Raw genomic sequence first — 24133 nt, forward strand, 5'->3', positions numbered from 1 at the left:
CGGATCGCGGACCGGCGGCGGTCAGGCGATTTTGAGCTGCGCCATCATTCCCATGGCGCTGTGGTCGATCATGTGGCAGTGGTACGGATAGACACCGCGGTGCGTATCGAAGGTGAGCTGGAGTTTCGCGGTCTGCCCCGGGAACAGCAGGACGGTGTCCTTCAGCCCGGCCTCGGCCGGATAAGGCGGCTGTCCGTCGCGCTCGATGATGCGGAACTGCACCAGGTGCGTATGGAAGTTGTGCGGGATGGTGGCGCTCTTGTTGGTGACCGTCCACACCTCGGTGGTGCCCCACGCGATGTGGGTGTCGATGCGGTCGGGGTCGAAGGTCTTCCCGTTGATGTACGCCTGGTGGCCGCTGCCCGGCTCGTCCATGGTGAGGTCGAAGGAGCGCTCGACGGTCGGCGTGGGCAGCGCGGGCAGTGTGGCGAGCGCGGCCGGGACGCGGCTGGCGTCGGGGGTGCGTTCCCCGACGTCGAACCGCATGACCTGGCCGACGAGGTCGGTCGGGCCCGGCCCCAGCATGTTGGCGAGGACGAGCCGCGTGCCCGGCGCGTACTGCGCGAAGTCGACGACGAAGTCGATGCGTTCACCGGGGGAGAGCACCAGGACGGGTGTCTCGGCGGGCGCCGCGAGGAGGCCGCCGTCCGAGCCGATCTGCTGCACGGGGTGCTGGGTGGTGCTGCCGTCGGACAGGGCGAGGACGAAGATCCGCAGGTTGCACGAGTTGACGAGCCGGAAGCGGTACTTGCGGCCCTCGACCTTCAGATACGGCCACGGCCTGCCGTTGACCAGCAGCGTCGTGCGGTTCTCGGCGTCGTCCATCGTGTAGACCATGGCGGCGTTCTCGTCGAACCGCGCGTCCCGCAGGACGAGGGGGATGTCGTACTTCCCCGACGGCAGGCCGAGCCGGTCCTCCGCGGCGTCACCGAGCAGGTAGAGACCGGAAAGGCCCCGGTAGACGTGCTCGGACTCCATGTGATGGGCGTGGTCGTGCGTCCACAGGGTGGCGGCCGGCTGATCGTTCTCGTAGACGTAGGTGCGCCGGCGGCCCGGTGCGATGGTGTCCATCATGCCGCCGTCGTGCTCCACCGGGTTGTTGCCGCCGTGCAGGTGTACGGAGGTCGGCATGTCCAGCGCGTTGATCTGCTCGACGACGGCCGTCCTGCCGCGCCGGGCCCGGATCGTCGGGCCCGGGAACGAGCCGTTGTAGGTGAGGACGTCGGTGCGGGTGCCCGGCAGGATCTCCTTGCTCGCGCGCCGCATCGTGATCCGGTAGTGGTCGGCGCGGGCGGTCCTGCGGTACGGGGCGAGGACCGGCGGCACCGTCAGCGGCACGGAGAACGGCGCGACGGACGGCGCCGCCGCCCGTGCCGGAACCGCGCCGGAGGCCGCCGCGGCCGGCTGCCCCGAGGTGAGGGTCTGGAAGACGCCGCCCGCGGCGCCGACCGCCCCGACGGCACCGGTGGTGAGACCGAGGCGTATCGCGTGACGACGAGTGAACACGGCTGTCTTCCTTGTCTGTTGAGCGTGGGGAATTCGTGTTCTGATCCTGTGCCGCGGTCGCCGGATCTCCGAGCGAAAACGGCCCGGCCCTGGCATGTGTCACGTGCTTTCATGACCCCGGTCACGCGCGGGAATGGTGACTGTCATTTCGTGCGTACGGGAACGGAGCCGCCGGTGTAGCGGGCGTCAGAGTGACTTCATGAATTCCGCATCCGTACCCGCATCCGCATCCGCATCCGCATCCGTACCCGAACCCGTACCTGTACCCGTATCCGTATCCGTGAAGGATTTCCCACCCGCCCGGCCGGTCCGGGCGCTGCGCACCGATGTACAGGTCGTCCACGACGAGGCCACGGACACCGCCGTCCTGCGCGCCCCCGTCACCTCCCTCGTCCTGCGCCCGGTGGGCGGCGCGCTGCGTACGGTCCTGGACCGGCTCGTCGCGGGACCGCTGCCGCACGAGGAGCTCTGCGCGGGGCTCGACGACGCCGGCCGCCGTCGCGCCGACGCGCTCTTCGAGCGGGCCGGCCACCTGCTGGCCCACAGCGTCCTCACCCATCAACCACCGTCCGACAGGCGGGAGTTGCTGCGCCTGGAGCCGACGACGCGCGACGCCCGCGGGCGGGTCGCGTCCGTCGCGGCCGACGCGCGGGTGCGGCTGTCCCGGTTCGCCCTGTGCCGCAGCCGCGAGGACGTTCTCGTCCTGGAGTCACCGCTCGCGAAGTTCCGCGCCGTCCTGGCCGACCCCGCCGCCCGGCAGCTGGTGGCCGCGCTCGGACAGCCCGGCGCCGCCGCCCGGGCCGGTGCCGGTACGGGCCTGAGCGGACCGGAGACGCTCGACGTGCTCGCGCATCTCGTCGGCGCGGACCTCGTCGAGGTCGCCGGCGCCGACGGGACGTTCCCCTCCGACACCGAACCCGTGCTGCGCCAGTGGGACTTCCACGACCTGCTCTTCCACTCCCGCGTCCGCTCCGGCCGCTTCGACGAGGCGTTCGGCGCCCTGTACCCCTACCGCGGCGAGATCGAGCCGCGGCCCGCCGTGAAGCCGCCGCCCGCGGGCCCCGCCACCGACCTGTACCGGCCGCGCCGCGCCGACCTCGACGCCCGCGACCCGTCACTGACCACCGCGCTGGAGACCCGCCGGTCCCACCGCACCTTCGGCGAACGACCGCTCACGGCACGGGAGTTGGGGGAGTTCCTCTACCGGGTGCAGCGCATCCGCGTCCATCACGCGCCGCCCGACGCGACCGACCGCGACGAGGTCGTCTCCCGCCCCTACCCGAGCGGCGGCTCGCTCTACGAACTGGAGCTGTACGTCACGGTGGAGCGCTGCGAGGGCCTCGCGCCCGGCGTCTACCACTACGACTCGTACGCGCACCGCCTCGTCCTCGTCAACGAGTCGGCGCACGACCGGCGCTCCCTGCTCGGCGTGGCCTCGCGCTCGGTCGGCTTCGACGTCCACCCCGACGTCCTGTTCACGGTGACGTCGCGGTTCCAGCGCATGGCGTGGAAGTACCGGGCGATGGCCTACGCGACGACGCTGCGCCACACCGGCGTCCTCTACCAGACCATGTACCTGGTGGCCACGGCGATGGGCCTCGCGCCCTGCGGCCTCGGCAACGGGGACGCCGACCTGTCCGCCCGCGTCCTCGGCCTGGACTACCTCCAGGAGTCGTCGGTGGGGGACTTCCTCCTCGGCACCCCGGGGCCCGACGCCGGCATACCCGAGCGGCCCGGCAGCGAATGGCACATGGTGAACAGCCCGGAATGGGCCCTGCCGGCGCCGGAAGAAACGTCATCCGGCGCGTGATAAATGTCAGCCGGAGGCCAGGAGGTCTGGTGCGGCGGTGACGGGTCGAGCAAGATGAATTCCAGAGCCGGACGGGAAAGGAAAAACCCGCGGGAAATCCCGGCGCGGGTTCTCCGAATTCCGAGCGGCAGTCCCGGAGAAATCCCATCAGGAATTCCTAGTCAAGGAGAAGTCACATGACCGCCAAGGACATCAAGAACGCCGACGAGCAGGCCTTCGACGGCTTCGACGCGGACGAGCTGGAGACCCTCGAGGTCGCCGACGGCGTCGCGCTGCCGGAGATGGGCGCCTCCAGCGGCTCGATCGGCACGTCGTCCTCGTCCTCCAGCACCTGCTCGGCCTGCTGACCCACCCCCTCGACGGATCCCCGAAAGGACCACAGACATGACCGCCAAGGACATCAAGAACGCCGACGAGCAGGCCTTCGACGGCTTCGACGCGGACGAGCTGGAGACCCTCGAGGTCGCCGACGGCGTCGCGCTGCCCGAGATGGGCGCCTCCAGCGGCTCGATCGGCACCTCGTCCTCGTCCTCCAGCACCTGCTCCGCCTGCTGAAGTGGCGTGATGCGCGGTACCGCGTGAGAAACGCGTCAAGGATGCGCCTGTCCGGCCACCGCGGCCGGTCGGGCACATCCTTGCGTTCGTGTGCGGGCGGGTCGGTCGGGGCGGCGGGGGTGTCAGCCGCGCACGGCCACGTGGTAGGCGGAGGCCCACAGGACGACGGCGGACACCAGGCCCACCACGACGCGCACGCTCTCGTCCGCGACGCCGGCCGCGTAGAGGACGAGCCCGACGACGGCCGCCGCGGTGAGCAGCGCGGCCGTCCACTTGTACTGCCACTGGTCGTAAAGGCGTGACAGCGGGAAGAAGTGCAGGCCCACGACGAGCGCGATGCCCACCGGGATGAGCCCCTGGCGGTCGGTGGCGTTGGCCGCCGCGATCACCGCGAAGATGGCCACCACCTCGACGGTGTTGACGATGCCCACCCCGCGCGCCCACTTCTCGGGCAGGTTCACCGTCCGGGGCGAGGGCGCGGCACCGCCGCGGTACCCCAGGTAGAGGGCGCCCGCGGTGACCAGGACGGCGGCGACCTCGATCGCCAGCGGCACGGCGTCCGTGCCGGAGCCGGTGCCGGAGGCCCCGGCGAAGGCCCACAACAGGCCGAAAACGGACAGGACCAAGGCGCCTCTGCGGCGCAATGTGCGCGTCAGCGCGAGGCATTCGGCGTCCGCCGGGGATGTGGGGGACGGCGTCGTCGTGGGTGTCATTGGTGGAGGATACATCGGCCCTTCACATACGTCATGGAAAGCGTGACGTATGTAAGGTGCGGGCCCCTTTGTTCTTCCGCCGCCAATTCGGGACACCAAAAATATGTTCCACGATTCCGACGTTTTCGATTTCATTGCGGAAGGTGCCAGGACATGGGGGTTGACGCTCCGGAGCGCATAGCCGTGAGGCCGGGTTCCACCGACCTGACGGGGGTGCGGCTCCACACACGGATGCCGGTGACACCGGCCTGGCTGGCCCGGTACGTCGTCCCGGTCGCCCGGGACATGAGCGGGCGCGGGGTGCCCGGTGTGCAGGTGCGCCGGGGCTGGCTGCACGGACCGCACATCGACCTCCTCGCCCCGGCCGCCGGCGGGGCGCCCGCCGGGGGCGCCGACTGGGCGGCGGTCCTCGCCGGCCTCGACGCCGGCCCCCTGGACCCGAGCCGGGCCCTGACCGAGGAGCAGTACCTCGGCCAGGCGCGGGAGTGGGGCCGCCTCGAAGGGGTGCAGCCGCCCTACCTGCCGCTGCGCGAACACGGCGCCGCGGAGCACGTCGCCGCCGGCGACCCCGCCCTGCGCTCCCGCGACCCGCGCCTGGACGCGCTGCGCACGGTCGTGCTCGGCGCCCTCACCCCGCCCGTCCTGACGACGATCGAGGGCATGGCGGAGCGGCCCCGCAGCGCCACGGTCCGCCTGGCGGAGGCGTTCGCCGCGCTCGTCGACACCCATGCGCTCGGCCCCGCCTACGGCGTCTTCTCGCCGCGCTCCCACGTGGAGGCGTTCCTCGCCTGGGCGGCGCCCACCAAGGACATGCGGCCCGCCTTCCGCGCACGCCTCGCCCAGGACGCGCCCGCCCTGCGCGCGGTCGTCGAGCAGCGGCTCGGCGGCGAGGTGTCGCCCGCCGCCGCGCAGTGGCGCACCGCGTTCGCCTACGCGGCCGGGGTCCTGGACAGCGCCGTCGCCGCCGGAACCCTCACCGGCGACCTCCTCGACTCCGTCGGCGACGCCGTCGACCGCAGCGAGATGGGCCCGCCCGGGGCGCCGACCGTGGTCCCGCGCGGCGCGCAGCCGGACACCGACTTCCACCGCACCGTGCACGGCTCGGGCGCGATCGACACCCCGTCGCCGTTCTTCGCCGCGTACCGGCTCCTGACGAACCTCTTCTACCAGCAACTGCCCCTGCTGACCGTCCCGCCGATGCAGCGCTACTACATGTGCTTCGCCCTCGCCGAGACCGTCGACGAGGTCCTCGGCACGAGCTGGCGCGACCGCCTGGACCGGACGCGTACGAGTACCGACACGGCCACGGCCACCGCCGCACCGGGCGCGGCCGGCCTGACGGGAGCGACACGATGAACAGCCCCGAACCCCAATGGTTCCTGCGCGTCAACCCGCTGCGCCGCAGCCGCCTCGCCGATCCCGCGCAGCGCCGCCTGCTGAACGAACTCGCCCGCGCGGAAGCCGAGTTGGCGGACGCCGCCGAACCCTGCTCCCAGGTCCTCTACGAGCGGATCGGCGCCGCCGGGTCGGACGCCGAGCGCCGCGAGCTGATCGCGCTGCGCCGCGCCATCCACAACGGCCGCGCCCCGCGCAAGGAGAGCGGGACCCCCGCGGCGCGCACCCCGGCCGTGGCCCGCTGGCTCGCCGCCCACCAGGAGCGGGAGCGGCTGCGCGGCGCCGTCGCCGAGGGCTACGCGGCCGCCTCCGACCGCGAACGCGCGACCCTGGCCCGCCTGCTGGGCGACGACGACCTGCTGCGCTCGCTCGCCCTGGTCGCCCCCGAGGTGCACCAGGAGGCCGAGCGCTACCGCGCCGCCGTCCAGGGCCCCGGCAAGGTCTCCGCCCGCACCCGCAAGTCGGAGCGCGGCCTCATCCAGTACGTGACCCGGGCCATGGTGCGCACCAGCCCGCTGTCCCGGTTCACCGCCGTCGGCATCGCCGAACCGGCCCCCGCCGGCGACGAGGAGGCCGTACGCCCCGGCGACGTCGCCTTCACCGGCGCCGAGGCCGTCCCCGGCCTGGACCGCGTCATGCTCGGCTACGTCCTCGGCGACCTGCCCGAGGCCCCCGAGGACCAGGACGCGGACCCGGCCGGGCCGTGGGTGGGCGTCCCGCCGACCTCCGCACCCGACCCCGCCGCGGGCAAGCTCTTCTTCCTCCACGTCACCGAGCAGGGCATCCGGCGCCTCGCCCTCCCGCTCGACGGCCCCGTGGGCGACCTGCTCGACGCCCTGTCGATGGGGCCGCGCCGCTACCCGGCCGTCGTCGCCCATGTCGCCGCACGCGCGGGCTGCACCGAGGAGGAGGCCGGCCGCCGGGTGCGGCAGGCGCTGCGCCAGGGTGTGCTGTGCACGTTCGCCCGCGCCGAGGAGCACATCGCCCGCGCCGACTACGACGACCTGCTCACCCTCCCGGCGACAGCACGCACACAGCAGGCTGCCGAACTGGCGGCCACGGTCCGCACCGCCCTGCCGCGCCTCGCCGGCACCCCGGCCCAGGAGCGCGGCGCGGCCCTCGCCCGCCTGCGCGCCGACCTCGGCCGGTTCAGCCAGGCGGCGGGCCGCCCCGCGCACATCACGGTCGAGGAGGACTACGTCATGCCACCGCTGAAGGTGGCCTCCGCCGACTGGCACCCGCAACTCGCCGACGTCGGACCCGCGGTGGAGCTCCTCTCCGTCTTCGACTGGCTGCACGACGTACGGGTCCTGATGACCGCCGCGTTCGTCGAGCGCTTCGGCGCGGGCGCGAACGTGCCGCTCGCCGAGCACGCCGCCCACATCGTCGCCGAGGTCTCCCGCCGGGCCGCCGCGATGGCCGCCGTCTACGGCCCCGGGGGCAGCGGCAAGGCCACCGCGCTGACCGGCCTCGGCCCCGCCGACGGCAGCCTGGAGCGCATGTACCTGCTGCGCCGCGAGCTCTCCGACGCGGTGCACGCCCAGCTCACCAAGGCGGCCCAGGCGGGCGCCGACACCCTGGCGCTCACGGCGTCGGACGTGGCCGAACTGACCCGCGCCCTGCCCGACCGCTTCCGCCAGGACCCGCTCGTCTACGGCGTCCTCCTCCAGCAGGCCGGGGACCAACTCGTCCTCAACGACGGTCTGCCCGGCCACGGGATGCTCTACGCCCGCTTCCTGGAGGCCGACCGCCGCCAGGGCGGCCGCGCCCTGCCCCGCCTCGCCGAACGCCTCGACCGCTTCTACGGCAGCGACGGCACCCGCGTCACCGAGGACCTGGGCCTGCACCGGCTCAACGTCAACGCGCACAGCCCGATCCTGCCCGGCGGTCTCACCGCCGAGGACTGGTTCACCCTGCGCCTCGCGCACGACGCGGCGACGGACACCCTCACCGTCGAGGACGCGGACGGCCGCCCCCTGCGCGTCCTGCCCCTCGGCACCGGCCACCCCGGCCTGTTCCCGCCGCCCCTGTCGGTCGCCTCCGGGCTCGTCATCAGCGGCCGCCTCTTCAACAGCCTCCCCAACTCCTGGCACGCGGCGACCCCCTGGGACGGCGAGGCCACCCGCACCGCCCCCCGGATGACGGTCGGTGACGTGGTCGTCGGACGCCGCCGCTGGTACGGCGGGGCCGAACTCGACACGGCCGTCGCGGCGGGCCCCGACGAGCACGAGCGGCTCCTCGCCCTCACCGCATGGCGGGCCCGGCACGGCGTCCCCGAGGAGGTCGTCGTCAAGTCGGCCCCCGACGACGAGGGCCCCCTGTCGGTCGGCGCCCCCGACGTCCAGTCCAAGCGCCTCCAGCAGAAACCGCAGTACGTCGACCTGTCCAGCGCCCTCGCCGCCCGCGTCCTGCCCCGGATGCTGGAGCGCCGCGGCGGCGGCGCCGACTACCTGGAAGAGGCGCTGCCCGGCGTCACCGACGGCACGCACGCCACGGAGTGGGTGGTCGAGGTCGGCCGCGCGGCAGGCGGCGCGTTCACGTACGCCCCGCAGAACCCGGCACCGGAAGGAGAGCGCTCATGACGCCGACGGAGACGGAGGCGCGGCGGGACACACCGGCCCCCGAGGCCCCCGGGACACCGGGACCGCCGCTCAGGACCCGCCCCGGGCTGCACTACGCCCCGGTCGCCGGAGGCGTCTACTTCAACGGGACGCGCGGACAGTTCGTGCTGCGCGGCTCGGACATCCTCTACGCCGTCGCGGACGTCTGCCTGCCGCTCCTGGAGGCGGGCACGACCGAGGACGCGCTGGTCGCCGAGTTCGGCACGGAACGCGCGCGGCCCGCCGTCCGCCACCTCGTCACCAAGCTGAGGGAGAACGGCCTGCTGCTCGACGCCGCGGCGTTCAGCGCCCCGGAGCCCCCGGACGCCCGACACGCCCCGTACGCCGAGAGCCTGGCCCGGCTCGCCGCGCACCTCGACGACCCGTACGCCGCGTTCGCCCGGCTGCGCCGCACCCCGGTGGAGCTGCGCGGACCGGCGACGGCGGTGGCCCCGGCCCGCAGGGGCCTGCACCGGGCCGGCGTCGCCCACACGACCGTGGCCGCGCCGGAGCACGAGGCGGCCCTGTCGCGGCTGCCCGCCCACCTGCTCCCCGTCGGCGACCCGACGGCGCACGGCGGGGCCACCGCCCCCCGAGCGGTGATCGAGTTCCTCGACGGCGACCACACGGCGCAGGACGAGGGCGAGGGGGACTGGACCTGGGCCGAGGAGCCGGGCACGGTCCACGTCCCCGTCCTGCTCGGCCCCGGCATCGGCCTCGTAGGCCCCGTCGGCGCGCGCCCCGCCGCCTGGCGCGTCCTGCGCGAGCGCGCCCTCGCCTGGGCCGAGGCCGAGGGGATCGGTCCCGCGGCGGGCCCGGTGGCGCACTCCCTGGCGGGGGCCCTCGCCGCGCAGCTCCTGGCCGACACCCTCACGGGTGTCGCGGAGCCCGGCGAGGCCCACGTCGTCCACGGCCCCGGCCTGACGGCCGACCGCATCACCGTCGCGGGCGCCCCCGCGGCCGAAGCGGTCACCGTCGCCCTCGACGACGCTCCCGCCGAACCGCTGCCGGACCCGGAGGACGTGCTCGCACCGGCCCGCGCCGTGACCGCCCGCTGGACCGGCCTCTTCGCCCTCCCGCAAGGGGAGCGGCTGCCCCAGATGCCGCTCGCCCTGCGGGCCGCCGAGCACCGGGCCGACCGCACCGGCACCGTCCTCGCCTGGGCGGGCCACCAGGAAGCCGCGACCGTGGCCGCCGCCCTGGCCGCCCTCAGGGACCGCGTCGGCGACAGGCCCGGCACCCCGGCCGCCGGACTCACCCGCGAACACTGGCTGCTGGACGGCGCGCTCCGTCAACTGGCGCCCGGCAAGGGGCAGTTGGCGGACGGGCTCGTGCTCGACCCCGAGACGGACCGCGTCCTCGGCGCCCTGCGCGCCCACCTCGCCCCGGCCGCACCGCAGATCACCCTCGCCCGGACCGGCGGAGTCGACTGGCTCCTCGCCGAGGTCACCGTCGCGGGCCGGCGCCTGGGCGCGGGCTGGGGCGCCACCGCTGCGGAGGCGGCGCATTACGCCCTCGGCACCGCCTTGGCCGCCGCCCAGACGGACGGCGCGTTCCCCGTCCCGCCGCTGTCCACCGACGCCCTGTCGACCACCGGCGCCGCCGCCCGCGCCGCACTGCGCGCACAACTCACCGCCCGGGGCGCCACGTACGAAGGGCACGCCCACCGCACGGACCCCGTCCTCGGTGACGTCCCCTTCTGGTACGGCCCGGTGACCGCCCTTCCCGTCCAGGAGCCCGCCGATGACGACGACTGACCCGCGCACCGCCGCCCCGGTGCTCCCCGGCCCCGCCCTGCCCGTGACCGCCCACGACGACTGGCTGGAGCCCCTGGAAGCGCTCGCGCGCACGAGTGGCGCCACCGTCTCGGTGAACCTGGGATGGGACCTCGACTGGGAGCGCGGCCCCCTCGACGCCGCGCCCGGCACACCCCACCTCTCGGTCCGCGTCCACGACGACGAGGTCATGATCGGCCCCCTGTGGGTGCCGGGCACCGACTCCGCCTGCGCCGCCTGCGCCGAGGTCCGCGAACGCACCGTCCTCGACCACCCCCTGGTCGGCGACCTCACCCGGGCCACCCGCGCCACCACCGCGCCCGCCCCGCTCCTGCCCGAGCTGCTGCGCACCGCCCTGACCCATCTGGCGGACCGGCCGCTCGCGCCGGGCGAGGCGTACGCGGTGACCCTGCGCGGCGCCCGCCGCCACCGCATCGCCCGCAGCTTCTGGTGCCCGGTGTGCGGCCCGAAGCCCGAGGACCTCGTCAGCGCGGAGACCCCTCCGCCGCCGAAGGTCCTGCGACCCCGCCCGGCCGTCCCCGGCGACGCCACGCGCACCGCCGACAGCCGCCTCGTCGAACCCGGCCACCTGCGCGAACGCCTCGTCGACGAACGGTTCGGGCCGGTCCGCGCCATCCTGCGCGAATCGCACGCCCCGTTCGCGATGAGCATGGCCGTCGTCGCGGACGCCCCCGCGATGGGCCACGGCAGGGCCCGTACGTTCGAGGAGACCGAACCCGTCGCCGTCCTGGAGGCGTACGAGCGCCTGGGCGGCTACCCGTACGACATCCCGCTGCTGACCGGCCGCTCCTACCGCGATGTCGCCGAGCACGCCGTCGACCCGGACACCCTCGGCCGCTACACCGCCGAGCAGCTCGCCCACCCCACCAGCCGGGCCACGCCGTTCACCGCCGACACCCCGATGGACTGGGCGTGGGGCCACGACCTGGCCGACGGCAGCCCCCTGCTCGTCCCGGCCGACCACGCCTTCTACCAGTACGAGTACGCGTTCCGCAGGGACCGCCGCGCCGCCCGGATCGCGGGCGCGGCGCACCGCAGGCACTACTTCTTCGACTGCTCCAGCGGCTGCGCCGTCGGCGCCAACTACGAGGAGGCCGCGCTGCACTCCCTCTTCGAACTCGCCGAGCGCGACGCGTTCCTGACCTCCTGGTACCGCGCCGAGCCGCTGCCGCACATCCCGGTCCCCACCCTCACCGACCCCACCAGCCGGGCCATGATCGACCTGATCCGCTCGCGCGGCTTCGACGTCCATCTGCTGGTCGCCACCCGGGACATCGCGCTGCCGGTGGTGTGGGTCATCGCCGTCAACGAGAAGAACCCGTTCCCGGCGACGTTCTCGTCCGCCGGTTCGGGCGCCGACCCGCAGTCCGCGATCCGCGGGGCCCTGCGCGAGGTCGCGCAGCTCGTCACCAACCCGGTCGACTGGACCCGCGAGCAGGTCGAGCCCATGGTCGACAACCCCTGGCTGGTCGAGGAGCTGGAGGACCACGTGCGGTTCTCCTCGCTGCCCGAGACCCGCGGCCGCGCCCTCGCCGGGCTCGGCGGCCCGGCCGTCACCCTCGACGAGGCGTTCCCCGACTGGCCGGGCCGGCTCGAACGCGCCGCCGGCGGCGACGTGCGCGCCACCCTCTCCTACGTCGCCTCGCTCTTCGCCGATGCCGGGCTCGACCGCATCGTCGTCGTCGACCAGACCAGCCGCGAACACGCCGACGCCGGGATCGCGGTCACCCGCGCCGTCGTCCCCGGCATCGTGCCCATGTGCTTCGGCCACGCCCAGCAGCGCCTCGACGGACTGCCCCGGCTCCAGGCGGCGCTGCGCGGCACGGCGCAGGAACACCGGGCCGTCCCCTACGACCCCCACCCGTTCCCGTGACGGCGCCCGCGCCCGAGTGGACCCGCCGGGCCCCGGTCGACCTGCCGGGGCCCGAGGGCGACAACAGCATCGCGCGCGAACCCCTCTGGTACGCGTACGGCAGGGGAGAGGACCGCCCGCAGCCGCCGGCCTGGACCTACGCTCCGACCCCGCCACCCGACAGCCACGTACCGCCGCCCCCGCCACGCCCCGCCGGGCCGTCGAAGACCCTGCCCCTGGGCACCACGCAGCGCCTCTCCGCGCTGCCCTACCCCGCCCTCCCGGCGCCGGGCGGCGGGCCCGACGCGTTGCTGCACGCCCTGACCACGACGTTCGCCCCGCTGCGCCGCGAACCGGAGAACCCGTACAACGAGCACCGCCCCTACGCCTCCCCCCGCTGCCTCTTCCCCGTCCACGCGTTCGTGGGCGGGGACGGCGGCGACTGGCGGCTCCTGGAACCGGACCGGCACGCGCTGACCGGACCGCCCTCCAGCGCCCCCACGCGGATCGCCCTCACCGGCAGATACACCGCGATCCCGCCCGCCTACCAATGGTTCCGCGGCTCCCTCGTCGCCCTCGAACTCGGCATGGTGCTGCGCGCGCTGAGCCTCGGCCTGGAACTGTCCGGGGTGCCCGCGACGCTCACCCTGCCCGACGGGAACGCGCCCGCGCTCCTCGCGGAGGCGGGCCTCGACCGCACCTGGGAATGGTCGCTGCCCTGGCTGATCGAGACGGCGGGCACGCCCCGGCGGCGCTCCCCGGCGGCCCCGGCCGAGCCCCCGGTACCGGACAGCGACCCCTCCCTCACGGACATCGTCGACGTCAACAGGGGTCAGCTGTACGGGAGTTCGGCGCATCCGGTGACGACGGCGGTCCCCGCGGGGCTGCCCCCGTCCGCGCTCACCCCCGACTGGGCCGAACTCCTGTGGCGGCGCCACTCCGGGCGGATGCCGCGCGGCCTGCACGGCATGGACTCCGCCGCGCGCCACGCCCCGCTGCCCGCGGCCACCCTGCGCGCCGTGACGGCCTGGCTCGGCGTGCCGCCCCCGCACCCGGCGCTCGCCGCCGCCTTCGACGCGGTCACCGTGACCGCCGTGACCCAGCACATCGACGGCCACGCCACGGGCGTCCACCGCCTGCGCGACGGGGCCGCACACCTGGTGCGGGCCGACCGCGGCGCGCCCGCGGCCCTCGAAGCGGCCTACGGGTACGGCCTGTCGCCCGTCAACGGCTGCGGCGTCGCCAAGGCGCCCCTCACCGTCTTCTTCTCCGTACGCCCCCGCGACCTGTTCGCCCGCCTCGGCCCCGCCGGCTGGGGCGCGGCCCAGCACGCCTGCGGCTGGGCCGTCCACGGACTGTGCCTCGCCGCCGCGGCGACCGGCCTGTTCGCCCGCCCCGTACGGGCCTTCCAGGAGATCCCCGCCAAGGAGGTCGTCGCGCTGGACGAGGACGAGACGATCGTCCTGTCCGCCGTCGTCGGCGTCCCCCGGGAGACCGGAGGACCCGTGCTCGACCTGCGGCTGTGAGCCGCCCGCCCCCGGACAAGGGAACGCACATGCCCGACACCACAACGACAACGACACCCCGGCGCTGGAGCGCCTGGCACCTGCATCTGGGCACGACCGCGCGCACCGCGCACGACCGCGTCCTGACGGACGTCATCGGACCCACCGTCGCCGAACTGCCGCCCGCCGCCCAGTGGTTCTTCCTGCGCTACTGGCAGTCGGGACCCCATCTGCGCCTCCGCGTCGCCGACCTGACCCCGGAGGCGTACGCGCGCGTGGAGGAAGCCCTGCGCGCACGGCTCGCGGACGCGGGGCGACTCCGGGAGGGCGAGGCACCGCTGGCCCCGGAGGCGTACCGGGAAGGCGCGTCCCGGCTCGCCGCCGCGGGGGAGACCGGGGCCGACGCCACCGTGCGGGACCTCCTCCCGCCGGGCGTGCACCGGGCCGCCTACGACCCCGAGTTCGAGCGGTACGGCGGCCCTGCCCTCATGCCAGCCGCCGAGTCGCTCTTCCACCTCTCCAGCGCCCTCGTCCTGCGCCTGACCCCCGCGATCACCGGCGACTCCCGGCGGGCCACGCTCGCCCTGCGCGGCACGCTCTCCGCCGCCGTCGCCCTCGGCGACCCGGCCGAGCGCGCCCACTACTTCGCGCGCGGCCGCGACGCCTGGCGGGCCTGGGCCACCGACGCGGGGCACCCCGCGGACCTCCTCGACCGGATCACCCGCGTCGACCAGGACCCCGCGACGGCGCGCGTCGCACCGGACGCCCACGGCCCGTTCGCCGCCTGGCACACGGCCCTGGCCGCCCACGCGAGCGACATCCGCCGCACTTCGCCGACCCACCCCGGGATGATCCTCTTCTCCCACGCCCACATGCTCCACAACCGTCTGGGCCTGAGCCTCCTGGAGGAGCTGCGCACGTACGCGTGGCTCGCCCACGTCTTCCCGGTGACGACACCGGCACCGCACCTGGCACCCGCCGGCTGACTCCCCCCGTCACGACGGGTGCCCACCCGAAGGCCCGGCCGGATTCCCCCTCCGGCCGGGCCTCTCCCTTGTCCGCGCGAGGCCGCACAACGCCGAGGGGGCCTCCGAAGAGGCCCCCTCGATGGAGTGGCTCACCCAGCGCGGGCAGTACTACTCAGGGCGCGGATCCCAGCGGAAGCTGCGCACCGCGACGAGCGCGCCGATCACACCCCACGCCGCGAGCACCCCCAGCTCCTTCCACTGGAACTGCGAGCCCTGCGTGAACGAGGCCATGATGGCGTCGTTGAACGGCTTCACGGGCAGCAGCCCGGCGATGTTGTTCAGCACCTCCGCGTGGACCGGGAAGTAGCTGCCCGAGATGAACACCAGCGGGAACTGGATGAACTGCACGACCGCGGGCGCCGCCTCCGAGTTCTTGATGAGCGAGGCGACCCCGACGCCCAGCGCGCAGAAACTGGCCGCGCCGAGCACCAGGGTGAGCGCGAGAGCGCCCCAGCCCTCGGGCAGGCCGACCCCGTACAGGTTCCCGATGCCGAGCACGAGCGCCACGTCCACGACGCTGACGACCACGCAGTGCACCAGCAGCCCCGCGAAGTACACCCAGGCGGGCAGCGGAGTGGCGTGCAGCCGCTTGAGGATGCCGGTCTGCCGGCGCATCGCGAGCACGATCGCCAACTGCCCGTAGCAGGCGCCGAGGACGGAGACGGCCGCGATGGTCGGCGTGTAGTACTCCATGCCGTTGAGGCCGAAGAAGAACTCCTCGCTCTCGCCGCCGCCGAAGACGGCACCGAAGATCGAGATGATGAGGATCGGCAGGACGAAGGTGAACACCATCGACTGGGGGTTCCGCCAGAACGACAGCTGCTCGTAGCGGATCTGGTGCGCGAGGAGCGCCAACGAGCCGCGCTCGTCCGGCCGTTCGGCCCGCGCGCGCTCCCGCCGTCCGGCGGCGGTGGTGGTGGTCGTGGGGGGAAGGGTGCTGGTCATCGTCGGCTCCGTCCGGGTCGGCGGCCCCGCGGCGTGCGCCCCGTGGCCGGAATCGAGGCGTCCTGCTCCGCATGGGCGCTGGTCAGACCGAGGTAGACGTCCTCAAGGGTCGGCTGCTCGACGGTCAGCCGCTCCAGCGTCGTGCCGCGGTCGAGGGCCCACGAGGTGAGCCGGTGCAGCGCGGACGTCGCCTCCTTCGCCTCGACGGTGACGAGACCGTCCTCGGCGTCGGCGACCGTCAGCGGCACCTCGCCGATGGCGGCACCGGCGGGCAACGCGAACCGGATCTTGGTGAGCGCGCTGTCGCGGCCCCCGAGCGTGTCCGGCGTCCCCGCGGCGACGATGCGCCCGGCGGCGATGACGGCGACGTTGTCGGCCAGCGCCTGCGCCTCGTCCATGTAGTGCGTGGTCAGCAGGATCGTCGTCCCCGCGTCCCGCAGATTGCGTACGGCCTCCCAGGCGCCGCGCCGCGCCCCCGGGTCGAACCCGGTGGTCGGCTCGTCCAGGAAGAGGAGTCGCGGATCGCCGATCACGCCGAGGGCGAGGTCGAGCCGCCGCTTCTGCCCGCCGGAGAGGTCCTTGACCTTGGCGCCGCGCTTCCCGTCCAGGCCGACGAGGTCGATGACCTCGTCGACGTCGCGCGGGGCCGGGTAATAGCCCGCGTTACGGGCGATGGTCTCCCGCACCGACAGATACGGCTCCACCGCGATGTCCTGGAGCACGAGCCCGATCTGCCCGCGCAGCCACCGCCCGTCGGCCTTCTCCCCGGGGTCCTTGCCGAGGACGCGGACCTCGCCGCCGTCCCGCTCCCGGAACCCCTCCAGGATCTCCATCGTGGTCGTCTTGCCGGCCCCGTTCGGCCCGAGCAGCGCGAAGATCTCGCCCTCCTCGACGGTGAAGTCCACACCGCGGACGGCCTCGTGGTCCCCGTACTTCTTGAGCAGGCCCTCCACGGCCACCGCGGTCACCGCGGCCACCCCGCGCCTGGCTGCCGTGTCACTGTCACTGTCACTGGTCTCCTCCGAGCGAGGGATGGCGAACTGCTTCCGTGTACGAGGAAGTTATGGCTGGCCAGGCCGGTGACAGCAGTACGGGAGCGGGAACCGATGACGTCCGTCACGCAAGCGGCGACAGTTGTCAGCCCCCGCCCCGCCGGACGTTGCCGCACCCGTACCCGCCGCCGATGCTCAAGTCCTCCCGACCGATGCCACCCATGACACCGGTGCCACCGATGACACCGATGACAGGGCGACTGACAGTGCGACGACACGGAAGGCGGTCCCGGACGTGCAGACGGGCGATGTGAGGACAGCGGACGAGACGAAGCGGCGCTCCCCCGACACGGAGCGGCCGCACATCGCCGTCATCGGCGCGGGCATCGGCGGCCTCACCCTCGCCGGCGCGCTCACCGCGACCGGAACGCCGTACGTGATCCACGAGCAGACCCGCGAACTGGCCGAGGTCGGCGCGGGCGTCCAGCTGTCCCCGAACGCGATCAGGCCCCTGCTGCGCCTGGGCCTCGGCCCGGCCCTCGAAGAGCACGCGGTCCGGATCGAGGCGATGGAGGTCCGCGGCTGGAACGGCCGCCCGATCGCCCGCACCCCGCTCGGCGGCGAGTGCGAGCGCATGTTCTCGGCCCCGTATCTGACGATCCACCGCGCCCATCTGCACGAGGCGTTGCTCTCCCTCGTCGACCGGGACCGCCTCGGCCTCGGCCGGCGCCTGCGCACCCTTGAGGAGCGCCCCGGCGACGCGGGCGTCCGGCTCACCTTCGAGGACGGCACGGTCTCCGCGGCCGACGTGGTGGTCGGCGCCGACGGCATCCACTCCACCGTCCGCGAGGTACTGCGCCGCGACGAGGCCGTCTTCTCGGGCCTCGGCATCTACCGCGGTCTCGTCCCCGTCGACGCGCTCCCGCCCGCCGCCCGCGAACGCCTGGTCCGCCTCTGGCTCGGCCCCGGCGGCCACTTCGTCTGCTACCCCGTCGCCTCGGGCCGCCTGCTCAGCTATGCCGCGACCGTCCCGCTCGACGGCCCGCCGCCGCCCGAGTCCTGGTCCAGGGCGGGCGACCCCGAGCAGTTGCGTGCCGCCTTCGGCGACTGGACGGGCCTGGTCGCCGACATCGTCGCCGCGGTCGAGGCGACCCACCAGTGGGCCCTGCACGACCGCGCACCCCTCAAAGCGTGGTCGACGGAGCGCGTCACCCTGGTCGGCGACGCCGCCCATCCGATGCTGCCGTTCATGGCCCAGGGCGCGAACCAGGCGATCGAGGACGCGATGGACCTGGCCGCCTGCCTGACCGGCGCCCCCCGCGGGGACGTCGCGCACCGGCTCTCGCGCTACGAGTCCCTGCGCATGCCCCGCACCGCCGAGATCCAGCGCGGCTCACGAGGCAACGCGGGGGTTCTCCATCTCCCCGACGGTCCGGCCCAGCGCCGCAGGGACGCGCAGATGGCCGTGCACGCGGCGCTGCGCGACCGGGCCCCGCTGTACGCGCACGAGACGGGCCGCAGCGTGGTCCCGCTGACGGCGTCCGGGGCGGCCTGAACCCGGGTCCTCCCCGCTCACAGCAGCCGGTCGACCAGTTCGTCCACGTACTTCGGGGTGAACTCCATGCCGAACAGGACGCGGAGGTACATCGGCGCCAGGACGTGGTCGAGGAAGTCGAGCGCGGCGGGCGGGTCCTCGCCGCGTTCCCGGGCGCGGTCGAGCATGGACTGCAGTTGCCGGGTGCGTTCGGTGCGCAGGGCGTCCCGCGCCTGCGCGCCCTGATCGCCGGTGCCCTCCAGGGCGAAGGCGAGGCGCAGCAGCGCGAGGCCGTCGGGCCCGGTGATCTCGCGGGCGACCTGGGCCGCGTACGTGCGCAGGTCACCGGCGAGGCTCCCGGTGTCGGGCATCGGCGACCGCGCGTCGAGCCGGGTCAGCGCCACATCGGCGAGCAGCGCCTCCAGGCTGCCCCACCGGCGGTAGACGCTGCTGTCGGCCACGCCCGCGCGGGCCGCGACCTCGCCGACGGTGAAGTTCCCGTAGCCGCGCTCGTTGATCAGGTCGGTGACCGCCTGGTGCACCTGGGCGCCGACGCGGGCGCTGCGCCCGCCGGGCCGCCGGGCTCGCTGTGGCTCATTCATGCCCCCACCCTAACCCCTTAACGCAGTCGCCACTTGCGTTTGTGCGGGCACCCCCTTACGGTCTACTAACGCAGTCGACGACTGCGTTAGTAGCTCCGACCTTCGGGAGGAACCCTCATGGCCGCATCACCCGCGACGGCCGTGGGCAGCCGGACCAACCGGTCCGTCCTGCTCACGGTGGTCTGCCTCGGCCAGTTCATGGTCCTGCTCGACAACACCATCGTCGGAGCGGCGCTCCCCGACATGCGGCTCCGCCTGGACACCCAACTCACCGGCCTGCAATGGATCGTGGACGCCTACGTCCTCCTGGTCGCCATGCTGCTGCTCTCCGGCGGCGTCTTCGCCGACCGGTTCGGCCGCAAGCGCGTCTACCTGACCGGCGTCGCCGTGTTCACCGCCGCCTCGCTCGTGTGCAGCCTCGCGCCCTCGCTCGGCTGGCTGATCGCAGGGCGCGTCCTGCAAGGCGTCGGCGCCGCCGCGCTCAGCCCCGCCTCGCTCGCCCTGCTCGTCGCCGCCCATCCCGTACCGCGCGAACGCGTCAGGGCGATAGGACTGTGGGCCGGACTCAGCGGCATCGGCCTGGCCGCGGGTCCCGTCGCGGGCGGCGTCCTGACGGAGGCCTTCGGCTGGCCCGCGATCTTCCTGGTCAACCTGCCCATCGGCCTGCTCCTCCTGCTGCTCGGCCTGCGCCGCCTCGAAGAGACCCGCAACCCGGACGCCCCCGCCGTCGACGTGCCGGGCACGGTGCTGTCCGTCCTCACGGTGGGAGTGCTGACCTACGGCCTGATCGAGGGCGGCGCCCGCGGCTGGACGTCACCGCCGATCCTGGGCAGCTTCGCCGCCGCGGCCGTCCTCCTCGTCGCCTTCCTCGTCGTCGAGGCGCGTCATCCCGCCCCGATGCTGCCGCCGCGCCTGTTCCGCGAGCGCCTGTTCACCGTCTCCAACGCCGCCATGGTCGTGGTCGGGTTCGCGCTCATGGGCTCCTCGTTCTTCTTCTCCCAGTTCTTCGTCCAGGTCCAGGGCGACTCGATCCTGCGCGCCGGCCTGCAGACCCTCCCGATGTCCCTCGCCATGGTCGTCGTCAGCCCGTACGCGGGCCGGCTCGCCGCCCGGTACGGCTTCCGCACCGTGGTCACCGCCGGTCTGGCCCTGGCCGGTCTCGGCCTCCTCGCGCTCGGCACGGTCCACGCCGACACCGGCTACGGCACCGTGTGGTGGCGCCTCGCCCTCGTCGGCACCGGCTTCGCCCTGACCCTGTCCCCGCTGACGGGAGCCGCCATCCAGGCGGTCGGCCCGCAGGAGGGCGGCCTCGCCTCCGGCATCAGCAGCACCACCCGCCAGATCGGCGCGGTCCTCGGCGTGGCCCTGCTGGGAGCCGTGGTCCGCGCCGAGCAGTCCGGCGGAGCCTCCTTCGAGACCGGCCTCGACCGCGCCTTACTCGCCGCGGGCGCGGTCACCCTGGCGACGGCCGTGTTCACCGGCCTGTGGCTGACGAGGTCCCGTACCGCGCCGGCGCCACAGCCCACCGCCACCCCGGCCGCGCCCCCCACCGTGAACGGGGCCCCCGCGAACAGCCGTTGACGGCCCGGCCCCGCGCCACCCGCCGCGGAAGCCGGCCCTACCAGCGCATGCCCAACGCGTCGAGGTCCCCGCGTCGCTCCGCGCTGAGCTTCCCGGCCCGCCTGCGTACGTTGGCGGTCCACATGCCCAGGGCCACGGGAACCGTGTCGTCGGCGCTGATGTCGCGCCCGGTGGCGGCGGGCCCGGCGACGTCGACCGGTACCGCCTCGGTGTGCTTGCGGGGCACGTTCAGGTGGCCCTCCCGCGCGTGGAACTGCCGGGCGGCGGCGATGTTGAGGGCCCACTTGTGGTCCTGCGTGCGCCGTACGGGCCGCTCGTCCTCCCCGGCGGCCGCAACTCCGAGGACGTTCTCGACCAGCCACCGCTGGGCGGGCAGCAGCTGCTCGAACCCGTGGCGCTGCGCCCGCACCCACCGCCCGAGATCCTCCCCCTGGACGACGACGTCACCGTCCCCCGCCCCCGTCGGCAGACCCCCGCCCGCCCGGACCCGCGCCTGCACGAGCCGGAAACAGCGCTGCCAGGCGACGTCCCAGACGGGGCACCAGCCGGGGTCGATCGCGTCGAGCCGCTCGCGCCGGGACTCCGCGAGCGCACCGGCCGCGGTCCCGGCGGGCTGCCCGGCCGCGCGCCGCTCCGCGATCTCGTCGGCGCGCTTGGCGGCCGCCCGCTGGTTCTTCGCCCACGCCCCGACGGGGTAGCCGTTCCACACGGCGTTCACCGGCGGCAGGAAATGGCCGTGCCCGGCGGCCCACTCGCGCGCCGCGGCGAACCCTTCCTCCCAGGCCACGTCCCAGTGCGACCACACCATGCCCAGCTCGTCCAGCTCGGCGACCCGCTCGGCGTCGAGCCGCCCGGCCTTGTGGTTCTTGCGCTGGGTGGCGAGCCACACCCCGAGCGGGAACCCCGCCGGCGACCAGGTGGCAGGGGTGACGAAGTCGTACGCCACCTTCAACTGCGGGCCTGCGGACCCCTGCTCCCCGCCCCCGGACTCCTTCACGTACCGGGCGGCGGCCTCGACCCCGCGCCGCCAGTACTCGCCCTCCGGCTCAAGGACCCGCAGCCTGACGAACCGCGCCAGTTGCGCGGCGTCCCGAGGCGAGGAGAACTTCAGCAACTCCCGCGCCCGGCCGCTCACCGCCCCGGCCGGGGAACCGCCCCGCGGGTCCGGGACCTCGTCCGCGTCGGCCCCGCCGCCACTCTCCTGCAAGAACTCCTCGCTCGACGTACCGCTGCGCGCCCGGGGATCGGCCAGCGCCTCGATCACCTCCGCGTCGTGCGCGCGCAACGCCTCCAGGATCTTCGCCAGGCCGCCGTAGGCCGGGGACGTCAGCATGTCCTCGGGGTCCTCGCCCTCCTCCAGGAAGACCGGGACGATCAGGGAGGCGACCTTCCCCTGCCCGGGGCGCATGCGCAGCGCCCGGCCGACCGCCTGCACGATGTCGACCATCGACCCGCGCACGTCGCAGAACGCGACCGAGTCCGCGATCGTGTCGACGCCCTCCCCGAGCACCTTCACCGAGGCCAGCACGCGCAGCGCCGCGGGCACCGGGGCGGCCCCGTCCCGTTCGACGACGTCGGAGGCGAACTCCCCGAGCACTGCGCGCCGGTGCGCGGGCGGATGCTCCCCGTACAGCCAGGACGCCCACACCCGCGCCGGGTCCGGATACAGCCGCCGGTCCTCCTCCCACAGCCGCCGCGCGACATCCGGGACACCCGCGGCCATGGCCTCCGCCTCGGCCACCCGCGCATGGAAGGTCAGCACCTTGCGCAGGTTCTCCCGCGCGGCCGCCGTCACCACGCCCGCCTGCAACGCGGCGAGCCGCGCCCCGCGCACCCGCTCCGTGCCCGACCCGAGCCGTGCCCGGTGCCCGTACTCGGGATCGCGGATGTCGACGCACACGACCTGGTACGGGGCGACGAGGCCCCGCCCGATCGCCTCCGACAGCGTCAGCCGGTAGGCGACGGGCCCGAAGACCGGGGAGTCCTCGCTCATGCTCGCGACGAGCCGCGGCGCCGCCCCGCCCGGCCCGTTCCCCGCGGCCTGCCACACGCGTGGGGTCGCCGTCATGTAGACCCGGCGCGCGGCCGGGATCCGCTGCTGGTCGTGGACCGCCGCCCAGGGCTTCAGCCCGTCCCCGCTCGTGCGGTGCGCCTCGTCCACGACCATGAGGTCGAAGGCGCCGAGCCCGGCGGCATGGGCCTGCTGCAGCACGCTGACCGACGCGTACGTGGCGAACACGGTCACCCGGTCCAAGTCCCGCACCCACGCGACGAGTTCACCCGGATCGGTGGTGCAGGGCACGCCCTCGGAGTCCCGGGCCGCGAGCGAGCACACGCCGACCATCGCCCCGGCCCGCCCGCCGTCCCGCCGCCAGGCGTTCGCGGTCTGCACCAGCAGGTCGAGCGTCGGCACGAGGACGAGCACCCGCCGCGCGTCCAGCTTCCGCGCGGTCGCGGCGGCGACGAGGGTCTTGCCGGACCCGGTGGCGGCAATGCACTGACACCGCAGCCCCTCCGCGGGCAGCTGCCCGTCCGGGGGCGCCTGCAAGGCCCGGACGAGCGCGTCGACGGCCTCGATCTGATGGGGCCGCAGCACTTGCGCGGAGGTCTGCCTGAGGGCCTGTCCGGAAGCCTGCCCGATCACCGTCGTCACGCCGGTTCCCCGAGTTCCCCGAGTTCTCCTGCTTCCCCGACTTCCGTGAGAAGGGACGGATTCACGACGCGCACGATCGTCTCGACGTCCCGTGGATCGGCCGCCGGCCACAGCACGCGGCGCGCGGCCCGGTACTTGCCCGCAAGGCGTTCGCGCTCGCCCTCGGAGAGCCGGGCGGCGCGATCCGGACGGGAGTTGTGCGCGTTGTCGGCGATCTTCACGAGGACGGCCCGCGGATCGGCGGCGATCCGGCGGATCTTCTCCTCGTACCCCATGCCCGCTTGATTGGTCACGGTGTGGACGATCTCCACGACCTGACCGGGCACACCTGCACCGACCAGTTCGTCGGCGGTCCAGTCGGTGTCCTCCAGGACGTCGTGCAGGAGTCCGGCCATGACGAGCTCGTCCCCGAACGGCGCGAGTCCGGCGGCGACCGCACGCACATGCTCGACGTAGGCGACGCCGGCCTTGTCGACCTGCCCGGCGTGCGCCCGCCCGGCCAGCAGATCGACATCATGGACGGACATCATGCCCGGCTCTCCCTCTCCTCGGCTGCACAGTCCCCAGGGGCCTCACGCCATCCTCCCGCAGCCGCCCGCCCGCCCCGTCGGCGGCACACGGCCCAGCCACGCACAAGGCTCCAGCACACGCTTCGAACACGCACCAGGGCACGCTTCAGGACATGAAAGAGCCCTGGCTGGACGGGGGAGACCAGCCAGGGCCGTATAGGTGTGGCACGCGGAGGGCGGTCGCCTCGCGGCGAAAGGCTCCATGGGGCTTCAGCCGAACGATCGTCCCCATGGGCGGGAGGTGAGGCCCGGGGACACTGTCCCCTCCGCAGCCACACCCAGTTGAACGATGACCCGTACACGAATGTTCCCGGGGCGCGGCGGACAACAGAGTGAACTGCGGCACACCCCGCCGGGACGCGGCGCCCGACCGAAACCCAGCCTCCCGCACACGCGCCAGGCATCACGATTCGTGATCGGTGCCAGCTCGGATTGCGTCTTGGACGGCCTTGGCCCCGGTGCTGAACTGCATGCACGACGGTTCGGGCCAGGAGCCC

General features: G+C 74.2%; 18 protein-coding genes. 11 read left to right on the top strand and 7 right to left on the bottom strand.

The genetic code is table 11. The features are described 5' to 3' along the window. Positions 1–21: 21 nt before the first annotated feature. Positions 22–1506, bottom strand: a complete 1485-nt coding sequence (locus C1N81_RS02030; protein WP_394426084.1) for a multicopper oxidase family protein — start codon at positions 1504–1506, stop codon at positions 22–24. Between the two features lie 280 nt (positions 1507–1786). Between C1N81_RS02030 and C1N81_RS02035 the strand changes: the two genes are divergently transcribed. The 3 genes from C1N81_RS02035 to C1N81_RS02045 all read left to right on the top strand — a co-directional run bounded on the left by C1N81_RS02035 (position 1787) and on the right by C1N81_RS02045 (position 3871). Beyond that, positions 1787–3316 (top strand): SagB/ThcOx family dehydrogenase, encoded by a 1530-nt coding sequence (locus C1N81_RS02035; protein ID WP_394426086.1) that lies wholly within the window; start codon positions 1787–1789, stop codon positions 3314–3316. Between the two features lie 176 nt (positions 3317–3492). After that, on the top strand, positions 3493–3663 hold the full coding sequence (locus tag C1N81_RS02040) for a thiazolylpeptide-type bacteriocin (protein WP_361075795.1): 171 nt from the start codon (positions 3493–3495) through the stop codon (positions 3661–3663). A gap of 37 nt (positions 3664–3700) precedes the next feature. Continuing rightward, a complete protein-coding gene (locus tag C1N81_RS02045; RefSeq protein ID WP_361075795.1) occupies positions 3701–3871 on the top strand; it encodes a thiazolylpeptide-type bacteriocin in 171 nt (56 codons plus the stop codon). A gap of 122 nt (positions 3872–3993) precedes the next feature. Here C1N81_RS02045 and C1N81_RS02050 read toward each other — a convergent pair whose 3' ends face one another. Further along, entirely contained in the window at positions 3994–4584 is a 591-nt protein-coding gene (locus tag C1N81_RS02050; protein ID WP_394426089.1) for a hypothetical protein, read from the bottom strand. A gap of 153 nt (positions 4585–4737) precedes the next feature. Here C1N81_RS02050 and C1N81_RS02055 point away from each other — a divergent pair, with 153 nt between their 5' ends. From C1N81_RS02055 to C1N81_RS02080, 6 genes are read left to right on the top strand one after another with little or no spacing between them, the layout of a single operon-like run. After that, positions 4738–5940, top strand: a complete 1203-nt coding sequence (locus C1N81_RS02055) for a hypothetical protein (RefSeq protein WP_394426091.1) — start codon at positions 4738–4740, stop codon at positions 5938–5940. After that, the gene (locus tag C1N81_RS02060) at positions 5937–8561 is read left to right on the top strand and encodes a hypothetical protein (protein ID WP_394426093.1); all 2625 of its coding nucleotides are present in this window, start codon (positions 5937–5939) and stop codon (positions 8559–8561) included. The genes C1N81_RS02055 and C1N81_RS02060 overlap by 4 nt, the downstream gene beginning before the upstream one ends. Then, on the top strand, positions 8558–10336 hold the full coding sequence (locus tag C1N81_RS02065; protein ID WP_394426095.1) for a hypothetical protein: 1779 nt from the start codon (positions 8558–8560) through the stop codon (positions 10334–10336). The genes C1N81_RS02060 and C1N81_RS02065 overlap by 4 nt, the downstream gene beginning before the upstream one ends. Further along, positions 10323–12248: a TOMM precursor leader peptide-binding protein gene (locus C1N81_RS02070; RefSeq protein WP_394426097.1), complete on the top strand. Its 1926-nt coding sequence runs from the start codon at positions 10323–10325 to the stop codon at positions 12246–12248. The genes C1N81_RS02065 and C1N81_RS02070 overlap by 14 nt, the downstream gene beginning before the upstream one ends. After that, a complete protein-coding gene (locus tag C1N81_RS02075; protein ID WP_394426099.1) occupies positions 12245–13753 on the top strand; it encodes a nitroreductase family protein in 1509 nt (502 codons plus the stop codon). The genes C1N81_RS02070 and C1N81_RS02075 overlap by 4 nt, the downstream gene beginning before the upstream one ends. A 29-nt stretch (positions 13754–13782) precedes the next feature. Beyond that, positions 13783–14718: a thiopeptide-type bacteriocin biosynthesis protein gene (locus C1N81_RS02080; RefSeq protein ID WP_394426101.1), complete on the top strand. Its 936-nt coding sequence runs from the start codon at positions 13783–13785 to the stop codon at positions 14716–14718. A gap of 150 nt (positions 14719–14868) precedes the next feature. On the opposite strand, the gene C1N81_RS02085 is transcribed toward C1N81_RS02080, so the two are convergent. Continuing rightward, on the bottom strand, positions 14869–15705 hold the full coding sequence (locus tag C1N81_RS02085; RefSeq protein ID WP_394426103.1) for an ABC transporter permease: 837 nt from the start codon (positions 15703–15705) through the stop codon (positions 14869–14871). Then, positions 15702–16673, bottom strand: coding sequence for an ABC transporter ATP-binding protein (locus C1N81_RS02090; RefSeq protein WP_394426105.1), 972 nt, complete (start codon positions 16671–16673; stop codon positions 15702–15704). Before C1N81_RS02090 ends, C1N81_RS02085 begins: the two co-directional genes overlap by 4 nt. A gap of 334 nt (positions 16674–17007) precedes the next feature. On the opposite strand from C1N81_RS02090, the gene C1N81_RS02095 reads away from it, so the two are divergent. Further along, complete coding sequence (locus C1N81_RS02095; protein WP_394426106.1) at positions 17008–18252, top strand: FAD-dependent monooxygenase; 1245 nt, start codon at positions 17008–17010, stop codon at positions 18250–18252. A 17-nt stretch (positions 18253–18269) separates the two neighbouring features. On the opposite strand, the gene C1N81_RS02100 is transcribed toward C1N81_RS02095, so the two are convergent. Next, complete coding sequence (locus C1N81_RS02100; RefSeq protein ID WP_394426108.1) at positions 18270–18833, bottom strand: TetR/AcrR family transcriptional regulator; 564 nt, start codon at positions 18831–18833, stop codon at positions 18270–18272. Positions 18834–18950: 117 nt separating this feature from the next. Between C1N81_RS02100 and C1N81_RS02105 the strand changes: the two genes are divergently transcribed. After that, entirely contained in the window at positions 18951–20414 is a 1464-nt protein-coding gene (locus C1N81_RS02105) for an MFS transporter (protein WP_394426110.1), read from the top strand. Between the two features lie 37 nt (positions 20415–20451). On the opposite strand, the gene C1N81_RS02110 is transcribed toward C1N81_RS02105, so the two are convergent. Together C1N81_RS02110 and C1N81_RS02115 are read right to left on the bottom strand one after the other, a co-directional pair. Further along, entirely contained in the window at positions 20452–23067 is a 2616-nt protein-coding gene (locus C1N81_RS02110) for a DEAD/DEAH box helicase (RefSeq protein ID WP_394426112.1), read from the bottom strand. After that, on the bottom strand, positions 23064–23597 hold the full coding sequence (locus tag C1N81_RS02115; RefSeq protein WP_394426114.1) for an HD domain-containing protein: 534 nt from the start codon (positions 23595–23597) through the stop codon (positions 23064–23066). The genes C1N81_RS02110 and C1N81_RS02115 overlap by 4 nt, the downstream gene beginning before the upstream one ends. Between the last annotated feature and the right edge of the window lie 536 nt (positions 23598–24133).

This window comes from Streptomyces sp. SGAir0957, assembly GCF_043523415.1.